The sequence below is a fragment of the Microbacterium sp. cx-55 genome, assembly GCF_021117345.1.
Classification (GTDB): domain Bacteria; phylum Actinomycetota; class Actinomycetes; order Actinomycetales; family Microbacteriaceae; genus Microbacterium.
In genome coordinates, this window is record NZ_CP088261.1 from 2,975,143 (window position 1) to 2,999,069 (window position 23,927).

Annotated in this window: 19 protein-coding genes; 14 read left to right on the top strand and 5 right to left on the bottom strand. The window is 70.8% G+C overall.

Annotated features, from left to right (window positions below):
- Positions 1-77 precede the first annotated feature (77 nt).
- Positions 78-1,094: an FHA domain-containing protein gene (locus LQ938_RS14000; protein ID WP_223723133.1), complete on the top strand. Its 1,017-nt coding sequence runs from the start codon at positions 78-80 to the stop codon at positions 1,092-1,094.
- Between the two features lie 27 nt (positions 1,095-1,121).
- Here the strand turns inward: LQ938_RS14000 and LQ938_RS14005 are convergent, their stop codons facing one another.
- Genes LQ938_RS14005 through eccD form a run of 3 tightly spaced genes read right to left on the bottom strand, consistent with a single transcriptional unit; the run spans position 1,122 to position 5,102 of the window.
- Positions 1,122-2,438: a S8 family serine peptidase gene (locus LQ938_RS14005; protein WP_223723134.1), complete on the bottom strand. Its 1,317-nt coding sequence runs from the start codon at positions 2,436-2,438 to the stop codon at positions 1,122-1,124.
- The gene (gene eccB, locus LQ938_RS14010) at positions 2,435-3,769 is read right to left on the bottom strand and encodes a type VII secretion protein EccB (protein WP_223723135.1); all 1,335 of its coding nucleotides are present in this window, start codon (positions 3,767-3,769) and stop codon (positions 2,435-2,437) included. Before eccB ends, LQ938_RS14005 begins: the two co-directional genes overlap by 4 nt.
- 4 nt (positions 3,770-3,773) lie before the next feature.
- Positions 3,774-5,102, bottom strand: a complete 1,329-nt coding sequence (gene eccD, locus LQ938_RS14015; RefSeq protein ID WP_223723136.1) for a type VII secretion integral membrane protein EccD — start codon at positions 5,100-5,102, stop codon at positions 3,774-3,776.
- Between the two features lie 287 nt (positions 5,103-5,389).
- On the opposite strand from eccD, the gene LQ938_RS14020 reads away from it, so the two are divergent.
- The 12 genes from LQ938_RS14020 to LQ938_RS14075 all read left to right on the top strand — a co-directional run bounded on the left by LQ938_RS14020 (position 5,390) and on the right by LQ938_RS14075 (position 18,620).
- Positions 5,390-5,710 (top strand): WXG100 family type VII secretion target, encoded by a 321-nt coding sequence (locus LQ938_RS14020; RefSeq protein WP_223723137.1) that lies wholly within the window; start codon positions 5,390-5,392, stop codon positions 5,708-5,710.
- A 36-nt stretch (positions 5,711-5,746) separates the two neighbouring features.
- A complete protein-coding gene (locus LQ938_RS14025) occupies positions 5,747-6,037 on the top strand; it encodes a WXG100 family type VII secretion target (protein ID WP_223723138.1) in 291 nt (96 codons plus the stop codon).
- A gap of 114 nt (positions 6,038-6,151) precedes the next feature.
- On the top strand, positions 6,152-6,538 hold the full coding sequence (locus LQ938_RS14030) for a hypothetical protein (protein ID WP_223723139.1): 387 nt from the start codon (positions 6,152-6,154) through the stop codon (positions 6,536-6,538).
- Positions 6,539-6,600: 62 nt separating this feature from the next.
- Entirely contained in the window at positions 6,601-7,821 is a 1,221-nt protein-coding gene (locus LQ938_RS14035; RefSeq protein ID WP_223723316.1) for a S8 family peptidase, read from the top strand.
- A complete protein-coding gene (locus LQ938_RS14040) occupies positions 7,821-9,140 on the top strand; it encodes a hypothetical protein (RefSeq protein WP_223723140.1) in 1,320 nt (439 codons plus the stop codon). The genes LQ938_RS14035 and LQ938_RS14040 overlap by 1 nt, the downstream gene beginning before the upstream one ends.
- 40 nt (positions 9,141-9,180) lie before the next feature.
- The gene (locus LQ938_RS14045) at positions 9,181-9,498 is read left to right on the top strand and encodes a WXG100 family type VII secretion target (RefSeq protein ID WP_223723141.1); all 318 of its coding nucleotides are present in this window, start codon (positions 9,181-9,183) and stop codon (positions 9,496-9,498) included.
- Positions 9,499-9,500: 2 nt separating this feature from the next.
- Complete coding sequence (locus tag LQ938_RS14050) at positions 9,501-9,791, top strand: WXG100 family type VII secretion target (RefSeq protein WP_231341339.1); 291 nt, start codon at positions 9,501-9,503, stop codon at positions 9,789-9,791.
- A gap of 269 nt (positions 9,792-10,060) precedes the next feature.
- Positions 10,061-11,437, top strand: a complete 1,377-nt coding sequence (locus LQ938_RS14055) for a hypothetical protein (RefSeq protein ID WP_223723143.1) — start codon at positions 10,061-10,063, stop codon at positions 11,435-11,437.
- Positions 11,434-12,501 (top strand): RDD family protein, encoded by a 1,068-nt coding sequence (locus LQ938_RS14060; protein ID WP_223723144.1) that lies wholly within the window; start codon positions 11,434-11,436, stop codon positions 12,499-12,501. The genes LQ938_RS14055 and LQ938_RS14060 overlap by 4 nt, the downstream gene beginning before the upstream one ends.
- Positions 12,498-16,469: a type VII secretion protein EccCa gene (gene eccCa / locus LQ938_RS14065; RefSeq protein WP_223723145.1), complete on the top strand. Its 3,972-nt coding sequence runs from the start codon at positions 12,498-12,500 to the stop codon at positions 16,467-16,469. Before LQ938_RS14060 ends, eccCa begins: the two co-directional genes overlap by 4 nt.
- A 325-nt stretch (positions 16,470-16,794) precedes the next feature.
- Entirely contained in the window at positions 16,795-17,793 is a 999-nt protein-coding gene (locus LQ938_RS14070) for an ATP-binding cassette domain-containing protein (protein ID WP_223723146.1), read from the top strand.
- Positions 17,790-18,620 carry an ABC transporter permease gene (locus LQ938_RS14075; RefSeq protein WP_223723147.1) on the top strand — a complete coding sequence of 277 codons (831 nt, stop codon included), beginning with the start codon at positions 17,790-17,792 and terminating at the stop codon, positions 18,618-18,620. The genes LQ938_RS14070 and LQ938_RS14075 overlap by 4 nt, the downstream gene beginning before the upstream one ends.
- 48 nt (positions 18,621-18,668) lie before the next feature.
- Here the strand turns inward: LQ938_RS14075 and LQ938_RS14080 are convergent, their stop codons facing one another.
- Together LQ938_RS14080 and LQ938_RS14085 are read right to left on the bottom strand one after the other, a co-directional pair.
- Entirely contained in the window at positions 18,669-21,542 is a 2,874-nt protein-coding gene (locus tag LQ938_RS14080; protein WP_223723148.1) for an ATP-binding protein, read from the bottom strand.
- 214 nt (positions 21,543-21,756) lie between these two features.
- Positions 21,757-22,536 (bottom strand): alpha/beta fold hydrolase, encoded by a 780-nt coding sequence (locus LQ938_RS14085; protein ID WP_223723149.1) that lies wholly within the window; start codon positions 22,534-22,536, stop codon positions 21,757-21,759.
- A gap of 50 nt (positions 22,537-22,586) precedes the next feature.
- Between LQ938_RS14085 and LQ938_RS14090 the strand changes: the two genes are divergently transcribed.
- Complete coding sequence (locus LQ938_RS14090; protein WP_223723150.1) at positions 22,587-23,891, top strand: peptide synthetase; 1,305 nt, start codon at positions 22,587-22,589, stop codon at positions 23,889-23,891.
- Positions 23,892-23,927 lie beyond the last annotated feature (36 nt).

A 23,927-nucleotide genomic window follows, 5' to 3' on the forward strand; every position in this document is an offset into this window, starting at 1 on the left:
TCCGTCCCTCGGATGAGGCCCGGTAGCGTGAGCGGTGGGGCCTCGGGCGGCGCGGCCCATCGGGAAGCGGAGAAGCAGTGGACGACAGTACGGTCGCTCTGACCATCGTGATCGTGGTGGCCGTGTTCGGCGTCATCGTCGCCGCCGGCTGGCACATCTGGTACGCGCTGGGCCTCGCACGCGTCTTCGCCCAGCACGAGACGGATACCTGGCGTGCGTGGGTGCCGTTCATGAACGATGCCGAGGTGCTCCGCCTCGGTCGCGTCGATCCCGTGAAGGTCGCCCTCTTCCTCGTGCCGATCGTCAACGTGTACGCGCTCGTCCTGAAGGGGATCGCCGCGCGGCGCCTGGATGCGGAAGCCGGCCGCGGCGTCGGTTCCACGGTCCTCGCGGTCATCCTGCCTCCGGTGTGGGCGATGCTCGCCGCGCAGACCCGCACGCCGGCGCCCGTCGCCGCTCCGGTGGAAGCAGCCCCCGCGCCGGGAGTCGCCTTCCCCACCCCGGCCGCGGCGATCGCCTCCGTCGCGCCGCCGCGCCCCGCCGGCGCCATCATCGATGCTCCGCCAGCCCCCGCACAACTCGCACCGGCGGCTTCCACCCCGCTGGCCCCGACGGCCAGCCCTCTTCCGCCCGCTCCCCCGGCGCCGGTCGTCCCGGCGGCCGCAACACCCCCGGCCCGCCCCGTCGAGATGCTCGAGGAGCCCGCTCCGCTCACGCGCCGCGCGCGCCGTGGCGGCGAGGATGCGACAGCCGTCGTCCGCGCACCCGCCGCCTGGGAACTGCTGCTGCCGACGGGCGAGACCGCGCCCGTCACCGCACGGGTGATCGTTCTCGGTCGGAACCCCTCGGCGACGGAGCCCGGAGCGCAGTACGTCGCCGTCTCGGATGAGGCCCGCACGGTGTCGAAGAACCACGCCCGCGTGGAGTGGAACGGCGAAAGCTGGTCGATCACCGACCTCGGGTCGACAAACGGTGTCGCGGTCGTCGACGCGGCCGGCGCGGAGCAAGTCCTGCCCGCCGAGGGCACCGCATCCGTCACCGAGCGGTTCGTGCTCGGTGACGCCGTGGTCGTGCTGCGCCAGACCACGGTCTGATCAACCGACCGACCGACCCGGCCGCAGTCAGCCCGCTCGGGTCTCTTCGTCGCGGTAGAGACCGCGCCCCACGGGGGCGCTCGAGGCCGTCCGTTCTCCGCGCCGGCGAGCGATGAAGACACCGATCGCGCCGGCCGCAGCGAGCAGGATGAGCGCACCGAGGCCGATGGAGAAGCCCATGATCGTGGCTTCCGCGTCGAGTGCGGGCTCGTTCGTGACGCGTACCGGCGCCGCCGCGACCGGCGTCGCCTCGTCGGACGGAGCGTCGACGAACGGGCTGGCGGGGCCGCGGATGCCCGAACCCGGGATCAGCGCGATCGCCTCGTAGGGCTGGACGATGCCCCATCCGGACGTGTCGTCGCGCGCGTCGGGATCGGCACGGACCGCCGTCGCCTCGAGCCGGTACGCCCACTGGGCCGGGGTCTCGTTCGGGTGCGCCGACGCGACGAGGGCGGCCGCAGCCGAGACGTACGCCGCCGCGAAGCTGGTCGCCGGGGTGTCGCCCGCGTAGGCGCAGTCGCCGCCGACGAACGAGGTCGTCATGATGTTCTGTCCGAGCGCGCTCACGGCGACGTGCGGACCGTGGATGCTGGCATCCGTCACGACGCCGCCCAGATCCGCCGCGGCCACCCCGAGAACACCGGGGATCCCGGCAGGATACCGCTCGCCGTCGGTGTCGTTCTCTTCGACCGCGAGCGTGGAGTCCCGGTTGCCGGAGCTGCCGATGATCAGGCTTCCGCGTTCGGTCGCGTAGGCCACCGCGTCGCGGAGAACCGCCGCATCCTGCGTCGTGCTCATCGAGACGTTGATGATCTGAGCACCCTGATCCGCTGCCCACCGGATGCCGTCCGCCAGGCGGGGCGTCGACGGTCCGAGACCGGCCTCGACCTGCTGCTGCTCGACTCCCGCGAACACCCGCACCGAGAGGATGCGGGCCGCCGGGGCAAGTCCCTCCACGGACGATCCGTCGATGAGGCGAGCGGCGATCTGGCCGGCGATCGCGGTCCCGTGCCCGTAGGTGTCGGTGAGCCCGGACGGGTCGGTTCCGTCGCCCACGAGATTGATTCCACCGGAGACGGCATCCCGCAGGTGCGGGTTGGCGGCGTTCACGCCCGAGTCGACGACGGCGACCGTGACTCCCTCGCCGCGCGTCTCATCCCACGCGAGCGTGCTCTGCATCAGATCGAGCGCGGGGATGGGGTCGGTGATCCGCGTCGATGCCGTGCACTGCTCCTGAGCCGCCGTGCGTACCGGCGGAGCGGCCTGCGCGGGGGAAGCGACGAACACTCCGGTCGCGACACCCGCCGCGACGATCAGCGCGAGGGCGCGCGGGACGCGACTCATCCGGCCGGCGTCGCCATCGACGGCGACGTCCCCGCGGCGTCTTCCGACAGCGCCGGGCCGGTCTTCAGCAGATCGATCCAGACATCGCCGACGGGCCCGATGTCGGCGACCTGGTAGCCCAGACGGGCGACCGTCTCCTCGGTCGCCCCGGGCAGCGGGTACGCCGTGCCGGTTGCGTCGACGAGGGTGACGATGCCGGTGCTCTGCTCACCGCGACCACCCGCGCGCAGAAGCGCACCCGTGCCGGGTTCGACGTGCACACCGGCGGAGGCCTCGGTGTCGGCCGATTGCACCGCCAGCACGGAGTGCGCCTCGGTGCCGTCGTCGACGAGCAGCGCACACGCGCGTTCGTCACCGTCGATCGACTGGAATCCGGAGGCGGGCCAGTCCTCGCCGCCCGCCGGTCGCGCGCTCGTGCCGAGACCCGAGATGTCCGCGCCGGAGACGTCGATCGGTGTCGCCGATGCTCCCGCACCCAGCTGGTACAACTGCCACGCGAGCGGGCTGAGTTCGGCGAGTTCGCCGTTGCTCTGCACGAGGAGACGTTCGGTCTCGGCCGTGCCCGTCAGGTGCACGACGTCGCCGACCGCGAGATCCGCGCCCGGGACGACGTTGCCCTTGCCCGCAACCACGAGCGGCTCGAGCGGGGTTCCCGGAGTGAACAGATTGAGCCAGTCGGATGACACGTCGACCGGGTTGAGCGCCGTGATGCCCGCGGCGCGCAGAATCGCGTCACTCTCGCCGGCACCGACCGCGTAGCTGCGCTCGCCATCGATGACGTACCGCTCGCCATCCGATTCCACCACGACCGCTCGTCCCGCGGCCGCCTCGGCGGACGCGGCACCGATCTGCACGTCCACGCCGGCATCGTCGGTGACGCACGCGCTCCACCCGGCGTTCTGCAGTCGGTCGGGGGCGGGTAGCTCGTCGGGCGCACCGACGATACCCAGCGTCGACCCGAGAGCGACGCCCTGCAGGTTCGACTGGTCGGTCGAGATCACCGCGAAGTCCTCGGAGGGGAGCAGGAGACGTGCGCTCGCCGTGTTGATGACCGGATGCAGCGCTCCTTCGACCGTGACGAACCGCGCTCCGGTGTCGGAGACGAGGATCAGCTTCCCGTTCTCCCACCCGTTGGGCAGACCGGGGCGAATGAGGCCCCAGAAAACGCCCACGAGGATCACGGCGACGGTGAGCGCGATGGCCGCGATGACGGCACGCAGCGGAGCCGTGGGCTCCAGCTCCTTCCCGCCGGGGGCACCGCTGATGAAAGCGGTGAGGAGGCGTCGGCGCGAGAAGGTCTGCGCCTCGATCAGGTCGTTCTTGGTCGCCATCGGGTCAGGCCAGTCCGGCGGCGAGCACGCCGAGCGGAAGAAGCACCGCAAGGACCAACAGCTCGGCGGTGTCTGCCAGACGGGTCAAGCGGGTCCGCGCACGCGGGGACAGGATGGTGATCGTCACAACCGCGACCGTCGCGACTGCGATGACGATCATCAGCACCGTCCGCAGCCCCGGTTGTGCGAGCGAAACGGTGAGCCCCGACACGGCGAGACCGATCGCGCCCACGGCCATGACCGCCAGCACGCTGCTTCGCGCGTAGGCCTGACGAGAGGGGAACATCATCGCGAGGAACGCCAGAGTGGTGAGCGCCGCCCCGAGCGCGTTGTGGGCTGCCACCAGAGGAGTGGCCGCGAGCACCGCGACGCCGAGCGCGATCCGGAGTGCGACGAGCGTGCGCTGCCCGCGCGCCGCGCGCTGCGCCACATCCTTGGCGTTGATCGGCACCGGGTCGTCGAAGATCTCGGCGTCGCTCTGGGGGGAGATGACCCGGATGCGGGTCGAGCTCAGCACGAGCCACGGCAGCGCGCCACCGAGGGTCGCGACGATGCCGATCATCAGGGCGTACGCGCCGGCATCCACTCCGGGGAGGAGTGCCGATGCGGCGGCGGTGAGGGCGATGATCCCGCCGGCAACCAGCGGAACGAGCTGCACCTCGGCTCGGTCGGGCATGAGCGCGAGGGCCGTGCCACCCGCGACCAGCGCCGCGAGCCCTGCAGCAGCGAGCGGCCAGCCCCAGAGAGAGAGGTCGGCTGGAACGGCGAGGTATCCGGCCAGACCGGCGAAGACGGCCGCAGCGACGCCGAGGCCGTGCCCGGCCTCGCGTTGGCCGAGGCGCCCGACGACCGCGGCGACGGTGAGCAGCACCACGGCGCCACCCCCGGCGATCAGTGCGCCGACGCCGAGTCCGCGACCGGCGGAGAGCAGAAGGATGGCACATAGCCCCAGAAGGGTGAGGCTCACCGCGAGCGCGGTGCGCGCGTTGTCCTGCGCGCTCCACGGCTTGTTCTGGCGCCCGGTGGCGTCGATGACGGCTTCGACGATGTCGTCGTAGACACGGGGTGCCGCGAGGAGTCCGCCACGCGCGAGCGTCAGCACCTCGCCGTCCTCGACGCCCTGGGCGGCTGCGCCCTGGGCGACGTCGAGAACCGAGCCGTCCGCCTTCTGCAGGGCGTAGCCGGCATAGGTCATCGTGGGGTCGAGGACTCCGAGACTCCGCGCGAAGCCCGGGAGGAACTCGATCAGCGGCACCTGGGCGGGCACGCCGATGTCGAGGCGACGGCCTTCGCTCTGCACCGAAATACGCAGCAGCGCTCGTGGCGCGCTCATGGTCTGGGCCACAGTGCAGTTCCCCCTCGACGTGATCCCTGATGCCATCCGGTCGGCGCAGGCAGACGGATCGCGCGGTCAGTCTACTGTTCGACCCGAATATCGATCTGCCCCTTGCGCTCAGTTCGTAAACCAGGGTCAATGTGAGAGAAATCTCATCGGATCGTGCTGTGCACAACTGGCAGAACGCCCGGTGGTTGCTTAGCGTTTCCTTGGTTGGTTTGCTGCTTCCGGTTCGTGGGGGCGTGGCCGGCTCCAGGTAACGACCATCGAACAGGAAGAGGGGGATGAACGTGGCAGATCAGATTTCCGCTGAAGAGGGCGCGCTCAAGCGCGGCGCTCAGGCAGTGAACACGGCGAAGGCCGGTGTCGACCAGCAGGTCAAGAAGGTCCGTGGCGAGATCGAGCAGGTCGCCGGATTCTGGACCGGCGCGGCCGCCGGTGCCTACACGCAGCTCATGCAGCGGTGGAACCAGGAGACCACGAAGCTCAACGAGGTTCTCGTCACGCTCGAAGAAGCCCTGTCGGGCACCGAGCGCGACCAGGCCGCGTCCGAAGAGTCGCACCAGCAGACCATTTCCGGTCTGTCGTCGATGATGGGTTCCTGACGCCTCGCGGCTCAGGTAACAGGAAAGGTTTCGAACATGCAGTCGATGTCAGTTCGTCCGGAGCAGGTCATCGCCCTCGCTCAGCAGATCCGCAGTGGTGCCAACGGCATCAAGTCGCAGCTCGAGCAGCTCGAGTCCGAGGTCGGCAAGCTCCGCTCCTCGTGGAACGGTGAAGCACAGACCGCGTATGACGACGCTCAGCGCAAGTGGAACCAGTCGCTCGTCGCGCTGAACACGCTTCTCGAGCAGATCTCCTCGAAGACCGAAGAGATCTCGCAGGGCTACGTCTCGACCGACAAGTCCGCCGCAGGGCGCTTCGCGCTCTAAGCACCGCAGGACCTGTGGGCCGGGGCCGCTTCGAGCGACCTCGGCCCACACCCGCAACTCACTACGTCACAGCCGCGCGTCTTCGCAGGACCGCGCGCACCGGGGGAAACACAGATGAGCTTCATCGGCATCAACTTCGACCAACTCACGCAGAACATCACCAAGCTGCTCGAGCAGGCCGCGACCATCCCCGACCGGGCCGCGGTTCGACAGGTCGAGGGCGCTGGGGAGGAGCCCGCACAGGCCAACTATCGCAAGCAGCTGACGAGTACGGTGGCCAGCCAGCTCGCGAACGAGATTGACAGCGTGCGTAAGTTCGTCGAGGCAAACGCGGCTGCGTTCCAGAAGGCCGCCGCGTCGATGCAAGAAACGGAGGGTGCAGACTCGCTGGCCGCCCGTCAGGCGGACGCCCTCGTCCAGGATGTCGTCGCCGCACCGTCCGCATCCCCGGCGCCGGGCACGCCGCCCGCACCGGGTAACACCGGTCCCAAGAAGTGGTGAACTCGTCGCGGACGCCGCGTCACATCGCGTTCGGAGCTACTCTCGCCGTCATCACGGTGAGCATGTTCGCAGGAGCTCCGGCCCTGGCTGCCTCGCCCGCCGACGCGAACTGGTGGTACGACGCTTATGGCGTAGACCAGGTGCACGCGGAAGGCATTACTGGCAAGGGCGTGAAGATCGCCGTCATCGACGCTCAGATCAACCCCGACGTTCCCGACCTGCAAGGCACAGACCTCACCGTCTCGCCAGAATCGGCGTGTGCAACCGCGTCTCCGACGGACAGCAGCCCCACCGGCGACTCGATCCACGGCACGACCATCACCGCGATGCTCATCGGCAATGGGTCCGGTGCCTCCGGCATCCGCGGCATCGTTCCCGACGCGTCCGTGACGTTCTACGCGAGCGGACCGACCGAGTCGGACTGCGCGCCCCGCCCCGAAGCTGAAGCAGCTGATCTCTCCGGGAACGCCTGGCTCATGCAGAAGGCCCTGGATGATGGCGCGGACATCATCACCACCTCCATCGGAGGCGGCAAGGTCGGCAACGCAGACGACCTCGTGGTCGCTCAAGCAATCGCCCGGCAGGTGCCCGTCATCGCTGCAGTTCCCAACGATGCCAACGAAGGAGGCACGACGCCGTGGTCGTTCCGCGGCGTCGTGGCGGCCAATGCCGTCGATGCGAACCAGCAGCTGCTCTTGAACAGCCTTCAGGTCCCGAACGTGTCGTTGGACGTGACGCTGGCGGCACCGGGCGGGGGCCTGGCAACGCTCGGCACCGCCGACGGATGGGACTCGACGCGGACAACCAGCGGGGCATCGTTCGCTGCCCCGCTGATCGCGGGAATCTTCGCCGCCGCGAAGCAGAAGTATCCGGACGCGACGAACAATCAGCTCATGCAGTCCTTGGCGCACACCACGGGCGGCGAAGCCCACCCGCTCGAATACAGTGCTGACAGCGGGTACGGGTATGGCATCGCGTCTCTCGCCGGTGCGCTCAGCCAAGATCCGCGACAGTACGACGACGAGAACATCGCGCTCGGCAAGGGCTCGGAATATCCGACGGACGAATCGATCGCCGCCGCTTCGGCGACGCCGGGGACGCCTTCGTCCGCTCCCGAGTCGACATCGCTACCCGCCGCAGACCCTCAAGAGAACGCCGATGCGGCACTCGGCGGCGCATTCGTCATAGGCGGAGTCGTCGTCGCCGTTGTGATCATCTTCGCTATCGTCCTGACGATCGTGCTCGTCAGAAGAAGTCACCGCGTCAACCGAAGGGGGCAGTAATGAGCAATTGGGAACAGGCGCTGCGCAATATCGCGGAGGGTGCGCGGTGGGAGCTGCCCGCACTCGGACAAGTCAAAATGTCGCTCGAGCAACTGAGCACGCTGATGACGAGGGTTGCGAGCGACACGGGTTTCACAGGCGATACCGATACGGCCGCGATCAGCGGTTTGGACGAGGCCCGCGGATCTGTGCAGGACATGATCGCCTACCTCGATAACCTGCCTGAGGTCGTCGAAGTTGCCAACCGCCGCCGAGACGAAGCGCAGCAGATGCTGTCACAACTCGACTCCGGCGGGCTCTCGCCCGAGCAGACGACGGCGATTCGAGCCGCTGCGGCCGGGTCGACCGTTGTGTTCGGCGGTTTTTCCGTTATCGCGGGCGAAGGGGCCATTGCCGCGGCGAACTGGTTCATGGGCGATCAGCGCGAGAAGCAGGCGCAGAAGGCCGTTGAGGAGATGAGCAACCGCCTCGACCAGGACGGGCAGACTCTTTCACCCCCGCCCAAGTTCCGGTCGTTTGAAGACGGCGACGGCGGAAACGGCGGGGAGGGCGGCGGCACGCCGCCCTCCGTCACCGGGCCTGGAACGGGCGGAGGCCCGAGCTACGAGCAGTACCCGGACTACAACATGCCCGGCGGGAGCGGCAGCGACTTCTCCGGCATCGGTAACGACACGGGCGGCGTGATCAGCGACCCCGGCATCAACGACCAGCCGACGTTGCACACGCTGCCGCAGCCCGTGTGGATCACTCCGAACGACCCCGTATACGTCACTCCGACGCCCGATGGCCCGATCATCGGAACGGTACCGCCCGGAGGCTCCGGCGGTGGCGGTGGAGGCGGTCTCGGCGGGGGACTCGGCGGCGGGCTCGGCGGCGGAGGCGGGCTCACGTCCGGCTTGATCGCCGGAGGTGGCGGCGCCGCAGCGCTCGGTGGCCTCGGTCGCGCGGCCGCGGGCGGCCTCGGGCGCCTCGGTGGCGGGCTCGGTGGAGCCGGCGGAGCGGGCGGTCTGGGCGGTGCGGGCGGCCTGGGCCGCGGCGGGCTCGCGGGTGGCCTGACGGCGAACGCGGGCGGCGCATCGGGCTCGGGCGGGATGCTCGGCCGAGGCGGCGCCGGTGCGGGGGCGGCCGGCGCGGCAGCGGAGTCGGGCGCCGGCACGCGCGGCGGCACCGGAATGATGGGCGGCGGCGGTGCGCCCGGCGGCGGCGGTCGCTCCGAGCAAAAGGGGCGGGGCCTGGGCGGTCCGATCGCGCCGAAGCTCGAGGACGATGAAGAGTTCGGTCCGCGTTCGGAGAACGCGGGCTCGGGGGGAAGGGACTGACCATGTTCGAACGTGCGAAGCAGGAATGTGAGGAGGGGTCATGAGCAACCAGATTTCCGCAACCGAGGGCGCGTTGCTGCGAGGTGCGGAGGCCGTTTCCGGCACACACCTCGACATCACCGACGCCACTCGGCGCGTGCAGGCGGAGCTCGAGCAGATCCAGTCGATCTGGCAGGGGGATGCGTCGAGGTCGTACACCGAGATGATGAACTCGTGGACGGCGGGTGCGCACCGCATCAACCAGACACTGATTCACCTCGAAGAGGCACTGCGCAGCACGCACCGCGATCAGACCGCGCTCGAGGAGCAGCACCAGTCCACGATCAGTGGTCTCGGTTCGATGATGGGAGGGCAGTAATCATGGCAGATATGAGTGTCTCTCCCGCGGCGCTTTCCGCGTCCGCTGCACAGCTGCGCAGCGAGAGCCAGCGCATCGAGTCCGCTCTCCGCAGCCTCGAGCAGGAGGCCAACCGCCTGCGCGGAAACTGGGATGGCGCCGCACGCGTGGCCTACGACAACGCGCAGCGGTCGTGGTCGGTCACGTTCGAGCAGATGAAGTCGGTGCTGGCGAGCATCGCTTCGGCCACGGAGCAGATCTCGGACGGCTACGTCGAAACCGACAAGCGGTCCGCGAAGCTCTTCAACCGCTGACACGCGGCGCAACACCACCGTGCGGCTGGCGTCGGTTCCGTCCGACACCAGCCGCACTCCCTGTTTCCGCGTGTGTACGGGCGGCGACCACGGACAGACGCGGCATCTGTCAATGGCCGCGGGAGTTCGTGCCGCGAACGATACGCTGATGGCACTGTTGTGACTGCTCGGGGGAACGATTTCGCATGACACGCGCTGACGCTGACGCCGCTGGTCGCGCCTCCACCGACGGGGTCGACCGCGCCCTGGTCGACGGGGGACGCTGACCGGTGCCGACAGAGCTCACCGAGCGACGTCGCGTCGCCATCGTCGACGGCGCGCAGCGACACGATCTCCTCATCCCTCTCGATGCCACGCTGAACGACGCCCTCCGCATCCTCGGCATCCGACCCGAAGTGGGCCGCGACGTGCTGATGGAACGCGACGGCCGCGAGGTCAGCCCGCTCCTGCGCGTCGAAGACCTCGCCGACGGCGCCGTGCTCGCCGTCATCGACCTCTCGCAGCGCATCACCGCCCCACGCGGACGCCGCGGCCGGCGACCCTCGCGTGCCCGCGGCGACGTACCGGGCGCCTGGTGGGCGATCGCCGGAATCGCCCTCGTCCTCGCCGTGGTCACGCTCGTCGCACCCGACGCGGTGCCGTCGGGGCTGCGCGCGCCCGTCGCCAGCGTCGCGGCGCTCGCGGCCGTCGTCTCCGGGCTCATGTTCAGCATCCGCGCACGGTCCGACCGCCCCGGCGGACACCCGGCCATCATCGCGATCCTGCTTCTCGCCTTCGCCGCGGGCACGACGATCGTGCCGCTGCTCCCCGCGGCGACCACGACGCTCTCCGTCTTCGTCGGCCTCCTCTTCGCCGCCGTGCTCGCCGGAGTGCTGCGCCTGGTCGGGCGCCCCGCGGCGCTTAGCGCGGAGTTCGGCGCGAGCACGACGATCCTGCTCACCATGGCCGCCATCTGGGGATTGGCGCTCCTGATGCACGTCGACGCCCTCGGCGCGACGGCCGTGACGCTCGGGATGGTGCCCGTCGCGCTGCGGATTCTGCTGTCGAGCCTCGTCGACGTGCCGCCCGGCATGTTCGTCGACTACGAGCGCTTCCAATCCACGCGGTGGAGCGTGCGCCAGACGCTCCCCGAATCCATCACGTCGATCGGTGCCGCCGACGCCCGCGACCTCGTAGCCCGCTCCACCGGTCGCCTCATCGCGGGAACGTTCATCCTCTGCGTCGCCGCGGCCGCCGCAGCGCCCATCGCGGTCGGCTCGTTCGACTCGCCCGATGCCCTCGTGACGGCGGGGCGCATTGCGCTCGCCATCACCACGGTGCTCGCGCTCCTCCTCGGCGCGCGTCGTTCGTCGGTGCCCTTCCTGCGCTGGATGCCGCGGGCCGCCGCCGCCGCCATCATCGTCGTCGCGGTGCTCGCCGCGACCCGGGACTCCGGGGCCGTATCGATGACCGTGCTGGCCGGCATCCTTCTCGCGATCGGCGCCGCCGCGGCCTTCGTCGTAATCCCGGCCGGGCGCGGCGCGCAGTCGCTCTTCTGGTCGCGGTTCGGCGACGTCTTCGAGTGGATCGCCATCGCCCTCTCGCTTCCCGCGGGGCTCCTGGCAGCCGACGCGATCACCGTTCTCCGAGGAGTGATGAACTCATGAGCCTGCCGCCACAGTTCACCGGCGAGCCCGCCAGCGTCGGCGCCCGACTCGCCGCGTTCAGCATCGACGTCGTGATCCTCGTCATCGTCGGGGTCGTCGCCTGGCTGCTCAGCGGCTCGCCCCTGTTCGGGCTCTTCCTCACCGCGGAAGCCGTGCTCGCGCTCTGGATCCTGCAGGCGCGTACCGGAGTCGGCCCGGGCAAGGCCATGCTCGGCCTCCGCGTGGCTCGTCTGGATGCCCCGTACTCGCCGGGCGCCGGGCGATCCTTCGTCCGCGGGTCGCTCGTCGCGCTCGGTGGCCTCGTCTTCGCCGCGGGCGCCTGGGTCGTCGAAGGAACGGCTGCATCCGACCGGTCCGGACTCCGTCGCTCCTGGGCTGACAAAGCCGCGCAGACCGTCGTCGTCGCGGTGCCGCGGCGCCCCAAGGCCGAGCGCGGACGCGGACGCGGACGGAAGGGCGCCGCATCCGGCGTCTACTCCGTGCCCTCCCCGACCATCATCGCCCGCCCCTGGACCCCGGCCGCCGTGCCCGCCGACAAGTCGCGCGGTGCGACCGCTGCGGAAGCCGCGGGCCCTCCCCCCGCCGCACCCTGGGGTTCGCCGCTCACGCTCGCCCCTGCCCCCACCGCACCCGCCGACCTCGGCAACACCGACCAGCCGGTGCGCCCGACGGGTGCCGTCCCGCTCGTGGCGGCCGAGGGCGCCGATGAGGCCCTGTCGGGCGAACTGCTCCTCATCTTCGACACCGGTCAGCGAGCCCAGTTGCCCGTTCCGGTCGCCGTGAACCTCGGTCGAAACCCCGAGCAGACCGAGGCGACCGACGCTGTGCTCGTCGTGCACGACCCCGACTCGAGCGTCTCGAAGACCCATCTGCGCCTCGAACACGACCGTTCCGGCACCTGGGTGACGGATGCCGGTTCGACCAACGGCACCGAGCTGATCGACGACGATGGCGACGCCCGCACTCTTTCCCCGTACGTCCGCACCTACGTCGACGACGACACCCGCATCCGCATCGGAAACCGCGTGTTCACCGTCAGCCGCCTGATCGGAGACCTTTCGTGAGCAAGGGGCCTCGCCTGGCACCACCATCCGTGCCGAGCGGACGCATCGTCGTCCAGCCGCCGCCGGAACTCGTGCCCAACGAGGGCGGCAGCAGCATGCTCACCTCGCTCCTCCCGATGCTCGGGAGCGTCGGTGCGATCGTGATGGTGACGATCTCGAACGCCGGTCCCACCGGCTTCATCACGGGCGGCATGTTCCTGCTCTCCTCGCTCGGGTTCGTCGCCGTCAACGGCTGGCGGCAGAAGGCGCAGCGCAACGCCCAGGTACTCGGCAACCGACGCGAGTACCTCGCCTACCTCGGCGAACTCCGCGAGACCGTGCGCACCGCGGCGCGCAAGCAGCGCCGTCACGGTGGCTGGGTCACGCCGGCGCCCTCGGCACTGCCCTTCATCGCTGAGGAGCGCACCCGCGTCTGGGAGCGCCAGCCGGGCGACGAGAACTTCCTCCGCACCCGCATCGGCACGTCCGACCAGCCCCTGTGCATCACCCTCGAAGCCCCCGAGCTGCCCCCGCTCGCGCAACTCGATCCCGTCGCCGCATCCGCCGCGCACCGGTTCATGCTGACCCACGAGATGCAGCCCGCCCTTCCGCTCGGCGTGACCCTCACCGACTACGCGAAGATCGAGATCGTCGGATCGGACGAGGATGCGGTCCGAGCCCTCGCCCGCGCGATGGTCATCGGCGCCGCCACCCTGCAGGACCCCGAAGACGTCGTCGTGGCGATTCTCGCCGGCGACGCGCAGCTGCCCGCCTGGGACTGGGCGAAGTGGCTTCCGCACGCACTGTCGGGCCGTGTCACCGACAAGCTCGGACCCGCCCGCCTCATCGCCTCCACGCTCGACGACCTCGAAGACCTGCTGCCGGCGAGCCTGCGCGAGCGCCCGCGCTTCGGCCGCGGCGGCGGCGTCACCCCTCACGTCATCCTCGTCGTCGACGGCGTCCGTCTGCCGATGGGCGACCCGGTCGTCGGCGGCGACGGGATGCTGGGCGTCACCGTGATCGATCTGCCGAGCCGCTGGGCCGAGCTCGAGAACCCCGACGTACTGCGCATCGCGATGCCGGATGCGGACGCCGCCGAACGCCAGGCCGAGTTCATCGACCTGTCTCTCGGGTCGAGCCTGTTCACCCCCGACACCACGACGATCGCCGAGGCCGAAGCCACCGCTCGGCGCCTGATGCCGCTGCACACGAACCCGACGGCGCTCACCGACACGAACGCCGCCCTGCAGGGTCAGCGCGAACTCGTCGAGCTGCTCGGACTCCCCGATGTGCGCGAGGTCGACTTCGACCGCGCCTGGGCGGGGCGCCTCGAACGCGACCGGCTGCGTGTGCCGATCGGTCAGGACGTCGACGGCGTGCCCCTCGTGCTCGACCTCAAGGAGGCCGCGCAGCAGGGTATGGGCCCGCACGGCGTGATGATCGGTGCGACGGGTTCGGGTAAGTCCGAGGTGCTCCGCACCCTCGTGCTCGCGCTCGCGCTCACCCACTCCCCCGAGCAGCTCAACTTCGTACTCGTCGACTTCAAGGGTGGCGCGACGTTCGCCGGGATGGCGGGCATGCCGCACGTCTCCGCGATCATCACGAACCTGGGCAGCGAACTCGCGCTCGTCGACCGTTTCCAGGACGCCCTGCAGGGTGAGGTCGTGCGGCGCCAGGAGCTGCTGCGCGCCGCCGGCAACTTCGCGAACGTGTCGGACTACGAGAAGGCCCGGAAGGGCGGGCGCACCGACCTGGCACCGCTTCCCGCGCTGCTGATCGTCGCCGACGAGTTCTCCGAGCTCCTCGCCGCCAAGCCCGAGTTCGTCGAGAGCTTCATCAACATCGGTCGCGTCGGCCGTTCGCTGCAGGTGCACCTGCTGCTCGCCTCGCAGCGGCTCGAAGAGGGCAAGCTCCGCGGCCTCGACACCTATCTGTCGTACCGCATCGGCCTCCGCACGTTCTCCGCGGCGGAGTCGCGCACCATCATCGGCACACCCGACGCGTACACGCTCCCGCAGGAGCCGGGCGTCGGATTCCTCAAGGCCGACACCGACAACCTCGTCCAGTTCCGCGCGGCGTACGTCTCGGGCACCCCGAAGACGAAGCTCCGCGGCGGATCGACCGCATCCGCCCAGGAGACAACCGACTACACCGCGCAGATCGAGATGTTCACGGCCGCCGCGCAGCCGCTGGACCTGGTCGAGGAGACCTCCGCCCCGGTGCGCGACGCCGCCCAGCCGAAAGAGGAGCGCTCGACGTTCCAGATCGCGGTCGAGCGGATGTCTGGACGCGGCCCCGAGGCCCACCAGGTCTGGCTGCCGCCGCTCACTGATCCGTCCTCGCTCGACGAGCTCATGTCGGACCTCGTCGAAGACCCGCAGCTCGGACTCGTGTCGAAGGCATGGCGCGGAGCCGGTGCGCTCACCGTGCCGCTCGGCATCGTCGACGTGCCGCTCGAGCAGCGCCGCGAGCACCTCGTCGTCTCGCTCGGCGGGGCCGCCGGTCACGTCGCGATCGTCGGCAGCCCGCTCAGCGGAAAGTCGACGATGGCCCGCACGCTCGTCTCGGCGCTCGCGCTGACGGCCAACCCGCTCGAGCTGCAGTTCTACGTGCTCGACTTCGGCGGTGGAAGCTTCACCGGCATGCAGCAGCATCCGCACATCGCCGGCGTCGCGACGCGCACCGAAGCCGAGTCGGTGCGCCGAACGGTCGCCGAGGTCGAGTCGATCATCGACGACCGCGAGAAGTTCTTCCGCCAGAACGGCGTGGACTCGATCGACACCTACCGCCTGCGCCGCAGCCAGGGCGTGGTCGACGACGGCTACGGCGACGTGTTCCTCGTGGTCGACGGCTGGGCGACGCTCCGCTCCGAGTACGAGGCCCTCGAGACCCGGGTGCAGACGATCGCGGCGCGCGGCCTCAGCTTCGGCGTGCACCTCATCGTCACCGCGAACCGGTGGCTCGAGATCCGCGCGAGCCTGAAGGACCTCATCCAGACTCGACTCGAGCTGCGTCTGGGTGACCCGACAGACTCGGAGATCGACCGCAAGCAGGCGGCCAACGTGCCCGCCGGCCAGCCCGGCCGCGGCCTCAGCCCGAAGCGCCTGCAGATGCTGTCGGCGCTCCCCCGCATCGACGGCTCGGGCGATGCGACCGCGCTCGTCGACGGCGTGGAAGACATGATCGCGCGCGTTTCGGCGGCCTGGCACGGACCGGCCGGCCCCAAGCTGCGCCTGCTTCCCGAGAACCTTTCGCTCGACGAGCTGCGCACGCAGGCAGGTGCCGACGACCCGCGGATGCTGCTCGGCGTCGACGAGGCGCAGCTCGCCCCGTTCGGCATCGACCCGCGCAAAGAACCGCACATGTACCTCTACGGCGACTCAGGCATGGGCAAGTCCGCATTCCTGCGGAGCCTCACCCAGGAGATCATGCGCCTGTACGGCCCCAACGAGGCGAAGATCTTCGCGGTCGACTACCGCCGTTCGCTGCTCGGCGAGATCCCGTCCGAGTATCTGGGCGCCTACCTGACCTCGCACGAGCCGGCCTCGAGCGGACTCGCGGAACTCTCCGCGTTCTTCTCCGGCCGCATCCCCGGTCCCGACGTGACCCCCGAGCAGCTGCGCGACCGCAGCTGGTGGTCGGGCGCCGAGGGCTTCGTGATCGTCGACGACTACGACCTCGTCGCGACCAGCCAGGGCAACCCGCTAGCCGTGCTGCAGCCGTTGCTCGCGCAGGCCGCCGACGTGGGCCTGCACGTCATCCTCACGCGGCGCACCGGTGGCGCGAGCCGCGCGGCGTACGACCCGATCATCCAGCGCTTCACCGACCTCGGGGTGACCGGCATCCTGCTCGGCGGCAGCCCCGAGGAGGGACCGCTGATCGGCCGCGTGAAGGCCGTGCCGTCGGTACCCGGTCGTGCGCAGATCGTCAGCCGCGCGCAGGGCCTCGTGGCCGCGCAGCTCGCGTTCGCGCCGCCGCGCATGCACTGACTCCCGCCCGCTCCAATCGCGCCCCGGTGCTCCCGGGTTCGGGCCGGGGTGCTCCCGGGTTCGGGGCCGGGGTGCTCCCGGGTTTGGGGCCGGGGTGCTCCCGGGTTTGGGGCGCGATTCTGCGTTTGGGGCGCGATATTCGCGCCCCAAACGCAGGAATGTGCCCCGAACCCGAAAGGAGGGAGGACGGGGCGCGGCAGGGGGCGACGGCGCGACAGCGGGGTGACAGCGCGCGGCAGCGGGGTGACAGCGTGGGGAGCGGGGCGACAGCGGGGCGACAGCACGCGCGGAGCACAGTGGACGCAACGCCACAGAAAGGCTCCCCATGACCTCCTCCTCCACCCTCGCGGTGCACGCCGAAGGGCTCGTCAAGACGTTCGGCGCCATGCGCGCCGTGGACGGCGTCGACCTGATCGTTCCGGCCGGCACCGTGTACGGCGTCCTCGGCCCCAACGGCGCCGGCAAGACGACCACCATCAACATGCTCGCCACGCTGCTTCGCCCCGACGGCGGGTCGGCGCGGATCTTCGGGCACGACGTCGTCCGCGACGCGCAGATCGTTCGCCAGCTGATCGGCGTGACGGGCCAGTTCGCTTCCGTCGACGAGACGCTCTCGGCCACCGAGAACCTCGTGATCTTCGCGCGGCTGCTCGGCCTCAGCCGCAGCGCTGCCCGCGCGAAGAGCGACGACCTGCTCGAGCGCTTCGGCCTCTCCGAAGCGGCACGGCGTCCGCTGAAGAAGTTCTCCGGCGGGATGCGGCGGCGACTCGATCTCGCCGCATCCCTGATCGCCCAGCCGCCGTTGATCTTCCTCGACGAGCCCACCACGGGACTCGACCCGCGCACCCGCGGTCAGATGTGGGACACCATCCGCGAACTGGTCGCGAGTGGCTCCACGGTCCTCCTGACCACGCAGTACCTCGACGAGGCCGACCAGCTCGCCGACCGCATCGCGGTCATCGACCGGGGTCGTGTCGTCGCCGAGGGCACGTCCGACGAGCTGAAGGCGTCGGTGGGGACGTCCAGCCTGCACCTGCGACTCGCGGATGCCGGAGACTCGGGCCTCGCCCTCGAAGCGATCGACCGCGTCCTCGGTGTACGCGGCACCCGATCGCCGGAGGCCGCTCGCCTCTCCGCGCCGATGACCCACCCGGACCGCGTCGCCGATCTGCTGATCGCGCTGCGCGAGCAGAGCATCGACGTCGTCGAGATGAGCGTGCAGAAGCCGACGCTCGACGAGGTCTTCCTGACCATCACCGGCCATGACACGGCCGATCAGAACACGTCGGATACCTCCGACGAGAAGGAGCCGGTGACGGCATGAGCACTCTCACCATCCACCCTGCCCGCATCGTTCCGGCCGGGGAGCGGGATCTGAAGAACCGCACCAGCATCGTCCAGACCCTGCAGAACACCCTCACCATGGCGTACCGCGGGCTCGTCAAGATCCGCCGCACCCCCGAGCAGCTGGTCGACGTCACGGTGCAGCCGCTCATCTTCACGCTCATGTTCGCCTACATCTTCGGCGGGGCGATCGCGGGCGACGTACAGGACTACCTGCCCGCCCTCATTCCCGGCATCCTCGTGCAGACCGTCATCACGACATCGGTCGTCACCGGTACGCAGCTGCGCGAAGACATGGACAAGGGCGTGTTCGACCGGTTCCGATCGCTCCCCATCGCCCGCATCGCGCCGCTGTCGGGCGCTCTCCTCGCGGACACCGTGCGGTACGCGATCGCCACCACCCTCACGTTCGTGACGGGTTACATCATGGGCTACCGTCCCGCCGCCGGCCTCGGCGCGGTCATCGCATCGGCCCTGCTCGTCATCGTCTGCTCCTGGGCGATCAGCTGGATCTTCGCGTTCTTCGGCGTGATCGCCCGCACGGCATCGAGCGTGCAGGGCATCTCGATGCTCGTGCTGTTCCCGCTCACCTTCCTCTCCAACGCCTTCGTCCCGGTCGACACCCTGCCGAGCTGGCTGGCCTGGTTCGCGAACGTGAACCCGATCTCGCACCTCATCAGCGCCGTGCGCGATCTCGCCAACGGCGGCGTCATCGGCGTGGACTTCTGGATGTCGCTGGCCGGCGCCGCGGTCATCGTCCTGATCTTCGCCCCGCTGACGGTGCGCGCGTACATGCGCAAGGCCTGAGCAGCCGGATGAGGGAGGCCGCGGTGATCCGCGGTCTCCCTCATCGCGTCAGTCCGAGGCGGCTCGCGCCACGAGCCGAGTGAGATCCGGTACCGGCGCGCGAGGCGCGTCGGGGTCGCGTCCCGCCGCGATCAGATCGCTCCGCAGACGCACGACGGCCGGATCGGTGGCGTCTGCACGCCCGCGGAGCGCATCCGCGGCGGCCACCGCATCCTGTGCGTCGTCGAGGCGCCCGGCGCGAACGAACCAGCCGGCGAGGGTCACGGCGATCTCCGCCAGGATCGGGGAATCGGCCGCGCGAACCGCGATCGGCACCGCCTCGCGCAGCGGCACGATCGCGGCGGCCGTGTCACCCGCGAGGGTGAGCGCCGCGGCTCGCCGCGCGAGGCTCACCGCGATCACCTGCGGCGGGTAGCCGACCGTATCGACCTCGGCGATCCCGTCGAGGTGCCTCAGGGCTGCCGCGCCGTCGCCGACGGCGAGTTCGACGGATGCTGCCGCCAGCGCGAACTGGTGCCACGCGCGCAGGGATCCGTCCCGTTCGGCCGTCGCGCCGCTCATCGCGAGCCTCGCGCGGGCCTCATCGATCCGCCCCATCCGCGTCAGCAGGAGCACGCCCTGCGACTGCTGCTGGATGACATCTCCCACGCTCGTCAGCCCCTCGAGCTCGCTGCTGACCGCATCCGCCGCGGCGAGCGCCTCCTCGAGACGGCCCTGCAGCGTGAGCCACTCGGAACGCATCTGACTCGCCAGCGCGAGGCCCCAGACGTCGCCGACGCTTTCGAACGCGGCCAGCGCACGCTCGCTGCGCACACCGAGCTCGTCCACCAGCCCGCTGTTCTGCGCGATCGCGGCCTGGATGACGGTGACGAGAGCCCGGCTCCACGCGGGAGCGCCGACAGGGAGATCGTCGTCGCGCAGCTCGATGGCCAGAGACCAGGGTTGATCGGTCGTGCCGCGCCCCTCGCTGCGAAGCGCGGCCCGCAGCAGCGCCGCGAGCGTCGCCGCGAGATCCGACGGCGTCGCATCCGCGGCATCCAGCACCCGCCGCGGATCGAGCGCACCGATGGGCACGGAGATGACCTCCTGCTGCATCAGGCGGATGAGGATGGCGAGTCCCGCAACGATCACGGCGGGTTCGGAGTCGAGACCCTCGGCGGCCGGGAGCACGTCCGTCAGAGCGCTGCTCAGGGCGTCGAATCGTTCTCGCATGAGCCACACCCAGAACTGGGATCGCACGAGATCGAGGGAGGTGCGAGCGAGTTCCGGCCGTGACGTACTCCAGCGCAGCGCCGCCGACAGGTTCTCTTCCGCCGCGTCGAACCACGCGACGGCGGCACGCACATCGGGCGTGCGCAGCAGTCGGTCGCGCGGGAGCGCGAGGGAGGCCATGACCCGCGCCTGCCGGTCGTGCGAGGCGGCCAGTCGGCCTTCGCGCCGCAGCGCGTCGAGGCCGTACTCGCGCACGGTTTCGAGCAACCGGTAGCGGCCTCGCCGCCGGTGCACGAGCGATCGGTCGACGAGCGCGTCGACGTCCGCGGCATCCACATCGAACGCGGCCGCGACCGCGACGACGTCTTCGGCGGCCACCCCGTCCGGGAAAACCGCCACGGTCAGGAGCGCATCGCGCTCGGCCGCGGTGAGCAGCTCCCAGCTCCAGTCGATGACAGCGCGCAGCGTCTGGTGACGGGCCTCCGCGGACCGCGGCCCGCGGGCGAGCAGCGCGAATCGATCGGCGAGTCCGGCCTCGATCTCGTCGACCGTGAGAACGCGCGCTCGTGCCCCCGCCAGCTCCAGCGCGAGCGGCAACCCGTCGAGGCGACGGGCGATCCGCGCGACGGCGGCCCGCTCACCCGGGTCGAGCTCTCGGCCGCGCGCGGCACGGATGCGCGTCGTCAGCAGCAGCGCGGCGTCCGCATCCGCGAGCGGACCCAGTTCGACGAATGCCTCGACGGGCAGTCCGAGCGGTTCCCGGCTCGTGACGAGCACCCGGCACGCGGGCGCGACGCGCAGCACGTCGGCGACCACGTCCGCGGTCTCGGCGACGACGTGCTCCGCGTTGTCGAGCACGAGAAGCACGGCGCGGTCGGCGAGCGCCTGCAGCGCGCGTTCGCGCCGGGTCGCGGACGCGACCGGGGTGGTGTCGTTGACGCGGATGCTGCGCCCGAGCGCTGTGGCGACCGCATCCCAGACCTCCCCGCCCGACACGGGGGCGAGCTCGACGAGCACCGCGGGGCCACTCGCTCGCGCGGTTTCGAGCGCGAGCGTGGTCTTCCCCGCACCGCCGGGCCCGATCAGCGTCACGAGACGGTTCTCCGCGAGCTGCCCGCGAATGAGCGAGAGTTCGTCGGCGCGACCGACCAACGTCGTCACCGCGGCCGGAATCGATCCGGGTCCCGGGGCGGCGCCCGCATCCGGGGTCGCGGCGCCCGCATCCGAGGCATCGGGACGTCGTTCGGCAGCGAGCCGCTCCGCGTGTGCGCGGTCCTCCCACAGATCGCGCACCACCCAGTCGAAGCCGTCGGGGGTCCAGACCTCGCCGCGCCAGAGCGAGAGGGCGTCGCGCGCGCGGCGTACCGCGGTGTCGGGATCTGCCACCCGCGCCGCCGCAACGAGATCCGCGAACGCGGTGACGTCGACGTCGGCCCGCGGCACGTCGAGGAGGTACCCGCCCGGCGCTGCCCGCACCACTCCGGCGGGCAGCGTTCGACGCAGTCGCGACACGAGCGATTGGAGAGCGGCGCGCGGGTCTTCGGGAGCATCCGCAGGCCAGACGTCCTCGGCGAGGGCCCGGTAGCCGACCGTCGTGCCCGCATCCAGGGCGAGGCGGAAGAGCAACGCGCGCTGTCCGGCGCCGCTCACGTCGAGGCGAGCGCCGTCGTCGTCCCAGGCGCCGAACCCGCCGAAGAAGCGCAATCGCACGTCCTTACTGTAGGACCGCGGCGCCGCCGCCCCCGCCGCCCACCGCACGCGCGTCCTTCCGCATCCGGCTCCCGATTCTCGTCGGCCCGGCTCCCGTCTCCCGCATCCGGCCTGCGTCCTCCCGGTTCGGGGCGCGTTCCTGCGTTTGGGGCGCGAGATTCACGCCCCAAACGCAGGAATGCGCCCCAAGTCCACGAGGGCGCGCGGGCGCGGGTCAGCCGCGGGTGGTGACGTGCTCGGCGAAGAGGCCGGGCCACGCCATGACGCCATACGGGCTGCGAGCCACGACGAGGCGGCTGTCGGAGATCAGGTCGCAGAGGGTGCGGGCGGTCTTCAGCGGATGCGTGCGGTCGCCCGTCCAGGCGAGCACGAGCGTCGGCGCGGTGATGCGGGCGACCTTCTTGCGCGTCGGCAGGTCGGTGGCCGCGGCGCCGCGGAGCACCGTGGGCAGCAGCTCCGCCGGCACGGTCGGCCGCGTCTCGGGGGCATCGGCGAGCGCCGGCGGAACCGGCGCCGTATCGCCCAGCGCGAGGAGCGCCGAAAGACCGCCGCGCTCGACGAGCTTCGCGTTCGCCCGATAGACATCGCCCTGCGCCCGGCGGCGCTTCCACGCCGTCGGCGGGGTGACGAGGGTCAGACTCGAGAACCGGTGCCGGTCGGCGACCGCCGCGTGCAGCAGCGTTCCCGTTCCCATCGACGGCCCGACGCCGTGCACGCGTTCACCGGGGGCGACGCGGTCGAGCAGCGCAAGCAGGTCGTCCGCGAGCGAATCCCATCCGTAATCCTCCGCGCGGTCGGTGCCGGTGGAGAGGCCGTGCGCCCGGGCGTCATAGCGCAGCACCCGGTGCCCGCGCAGGGCCCGGCCGAGATCGAGCCCGAGCTGGGCGTCACGCGCGCGGCTCGAGGTGAGGCCGTGCAACTGCACCACGAGGGGTCCGTCGTCTCCCGTGATGTCGTAGTCGAGCGTGGCCCCGCGCACCGTCATCGCGGGCATCGGCCCTCCTGGAATCGTCGAGAAATCTGCGACCCCTAGACTACGACGCCATGCGCCTGACCAACGTCGCCCAGCTGTCGCTCCCTCCGGGACGACTGCACAGTTACGTCGTGCCGGTGCGGCGCACCGACCGGAGGCTGCCGGTGTCGTTCGACCAGGAGCGGCACGTGGGTCAGGGCGATCGTCCCGGCTCCTGGATGGCGATCTCGTTCCGGATGCCGCGCGCCACCCGCGACGAACTCGGCGCCGCGTGGGACGCCGTGGTGGCGCGGCACGCGACGCTGCGGACCGTGTTCGCCGACGAGGGCGGCGTGCGCCTGTACGAGGGCGAGGCGGAGGCGGGCAGCTGGCGTCCGCATCCGGTATCGGGCACCACCGCCGCCGCGGTGCGTGAGATCTTCGACGCCGAGTGCCGGCCGTATGCGCCCGGGTCGTATCGTCTCTGCGTCGTCGAGCCCGACGGCGAGGCTCCGGTCGTCGTGATCGGCGCCGACCACTCGCACGTCGACATGTGGTCGCTCGTCGTGCTCGGGCGCGACCTCGGACTGGCCGTGGAATCCGTCCGCACGGGCGCGCCGATCCCCCTCGAGCCCGTCGACGGGTTCGCCGCGCACACGGCGGCACTCGAGCGGATGCCGCCGGCCCCGGCCGAGGTCAGTGAGCGGTGGGAGCACCTGCTGGCGGCCGAGGGCGGGGCGATGCCGCGCTTCCCACTGCCGCTCGGCGACCTGTCGGTGCCGCATCCGGAGGTCGTCGAGGTGCACGACGTGCTGGATGCCGACGGGGTCGTGCGCCTCACCCGGGCGGCCGACCTGCTGCGGGTGCGCGTGACCGCGCTGGCGCTCGGCGTGCTCACCGAGGTCTCGCTGCGACTCGCGGGCACACCGCTGCGCGCGGTGTTCCCCGTGCACAGCCGGAACGATCCGCGCTGGCTGCACGCGGTGGGCTGGTTCATCACCAACGCGGTCATCGAGTGCACCGACCCCGACCCGCGGGCGTGCGCCGCCGACGTGAAACACGCCCTGCAGCTCGGTTCGTTCCCGCTCGCGCCGATCTTCGGGCCGCGCGGGGGGATGCCGGCCACTCCGGGGATGTTCGCCATCTCGTGGCTCGACACGCGGCGCCTGCCGGTGTCGGTGCCGGCGGATGCGGACGCCCACTGGGTCTCCGCCGTCATCCGTACGGACGGGGTCATGATCTGGTTCGTCGTCAACGACACCGGGCTGCACCTGCGCTGCCGCTACCCCGATACTCCCCAGGCCCGTGATTCGGTCGGGCGCTGGCTCGAGGCCGTCGAAGAGGGCGTTCGAAAGGCGGCGGACGACCCGGTCGTGTCGGCCCCGCCGTTAGCCTGAAGGGATGGCCACGCGGGATGAGAACAGACGTCGACG

What these genes read in the sequence shown, in the direction of transcription:
- LQ938_RS14005 (WP_223723134.1), bottom strand. Translation starts at nt 2,438, where the DNA reads ATGAGTCGCGTCCCGCGCGCCCTCGCGCTGATCGTCGCGGCGGGTGTC.
- eccB (WP_223723135.1), bottom strand. Translation starts at nt 3,769, where the DNA reads ATGGCGACCAAGAACGACCTGATCGAGGCGCAGACCTTCTCGCGCCGA.
- eccD (WP_223723136.1), bottom strand. Translation starts at nt 5,102, where the DNA reads ATGAGCGCGCCACGAGCGCTGCTGCGTATTTCGGTGCAGAGCGAAGGC.
- LQ938_RS14020 (WP_223723137.1), top strand. Translation starts at nt 5,390, where the DNA reads ATGAACGTGGCAGATCAGATTTCCGCTGAAGAGGGCGCGCTCAAGCGC.
- LQ938_RS14025 (WP_223723138.1), top strand. Translation starts at nt 5,747, where the DNA reads ATGCAGTCGATGTCAGTTCGTCCGGAGCAGGTCATCGCCCTCGCTCAG.
- LQ938_RS14030 (WP_223723139.1), top strand. Translation starts at nt 6,152, where the DNA reads ATGAGCTTCATCGGCATCAACTTCGACCAACTCACGCAGAACATCACC.
- LQ938_RS14035 (WP_223723316.1), top strand. Translation starts at nt 6,601, where the DNA reads ATGTTCGCAGGAGCTCCGGCCCTGGCTGCCTCGCCCGCCGACGCGAAC.
- LQ938_RS14040 (WP_223723140.1), top strand. Translation starts at nt 7,821, where the DNA reads ATGAGCAATTGGGAACAGGCGCTGCGCAATATCGCGGAGGGTGCGCGG.
- LQ938_RS14045 (WP_223723141.1), top strand. Translation starts at nt 9,181, where the DNA reads ATGAGCAACCAGATTTCCGCAACCGAGGGCGCGTTGCTGCGAGGTGCG.
- LQ938_RS14050 (WP_231341339.1), top strand. Translation starts at nt 9,501, where the DNA reads ATGGCAGATATGAGTGTCTCTCCCGCGGCGCTTTCCGCGTCCGCTGCA.
- LQ938_RS14060 (WP_223723144.1), top strand. Translation starts at nt 11,434, where the DNA reads ATGAGCCTGCCGCCACAGTTCACCGGCGAGCCCGCCAGCGTCGGCGCC.
- LQ938_RS14070 (WP_223723146.1), top strand. Translation starts at nt 16,795, where the DNA reads ATGACCTCCTCCTCCACCCTCGCGGTGCACGCCGAAGGGCTCGTCAAG.
- LQ938_RS14075 (WP_223723147.1), top strand. Translation starts at nt 17,790, where the DNA reads ATGAGCACTCTCACCATCCACCCTGCCCGCATCGTTCCGGCCGGGGAG.
- LQ938_RS14085 (WP_223723149.1), bottom strand. Translation starts at nt 22,536, where the DNA reads ATGCCCGCGATGACGGTGCGCGGGGCCACGCTCGACTACGACATCACG.
- LQ938_RS14090 (WP_223723150.1), top strand. Translation starts at nt 22,587, where the DNA reads ATGCGCCTGACCAACGTCGCCCAGCTGTCGCTCCCTCCGGGACGACTG.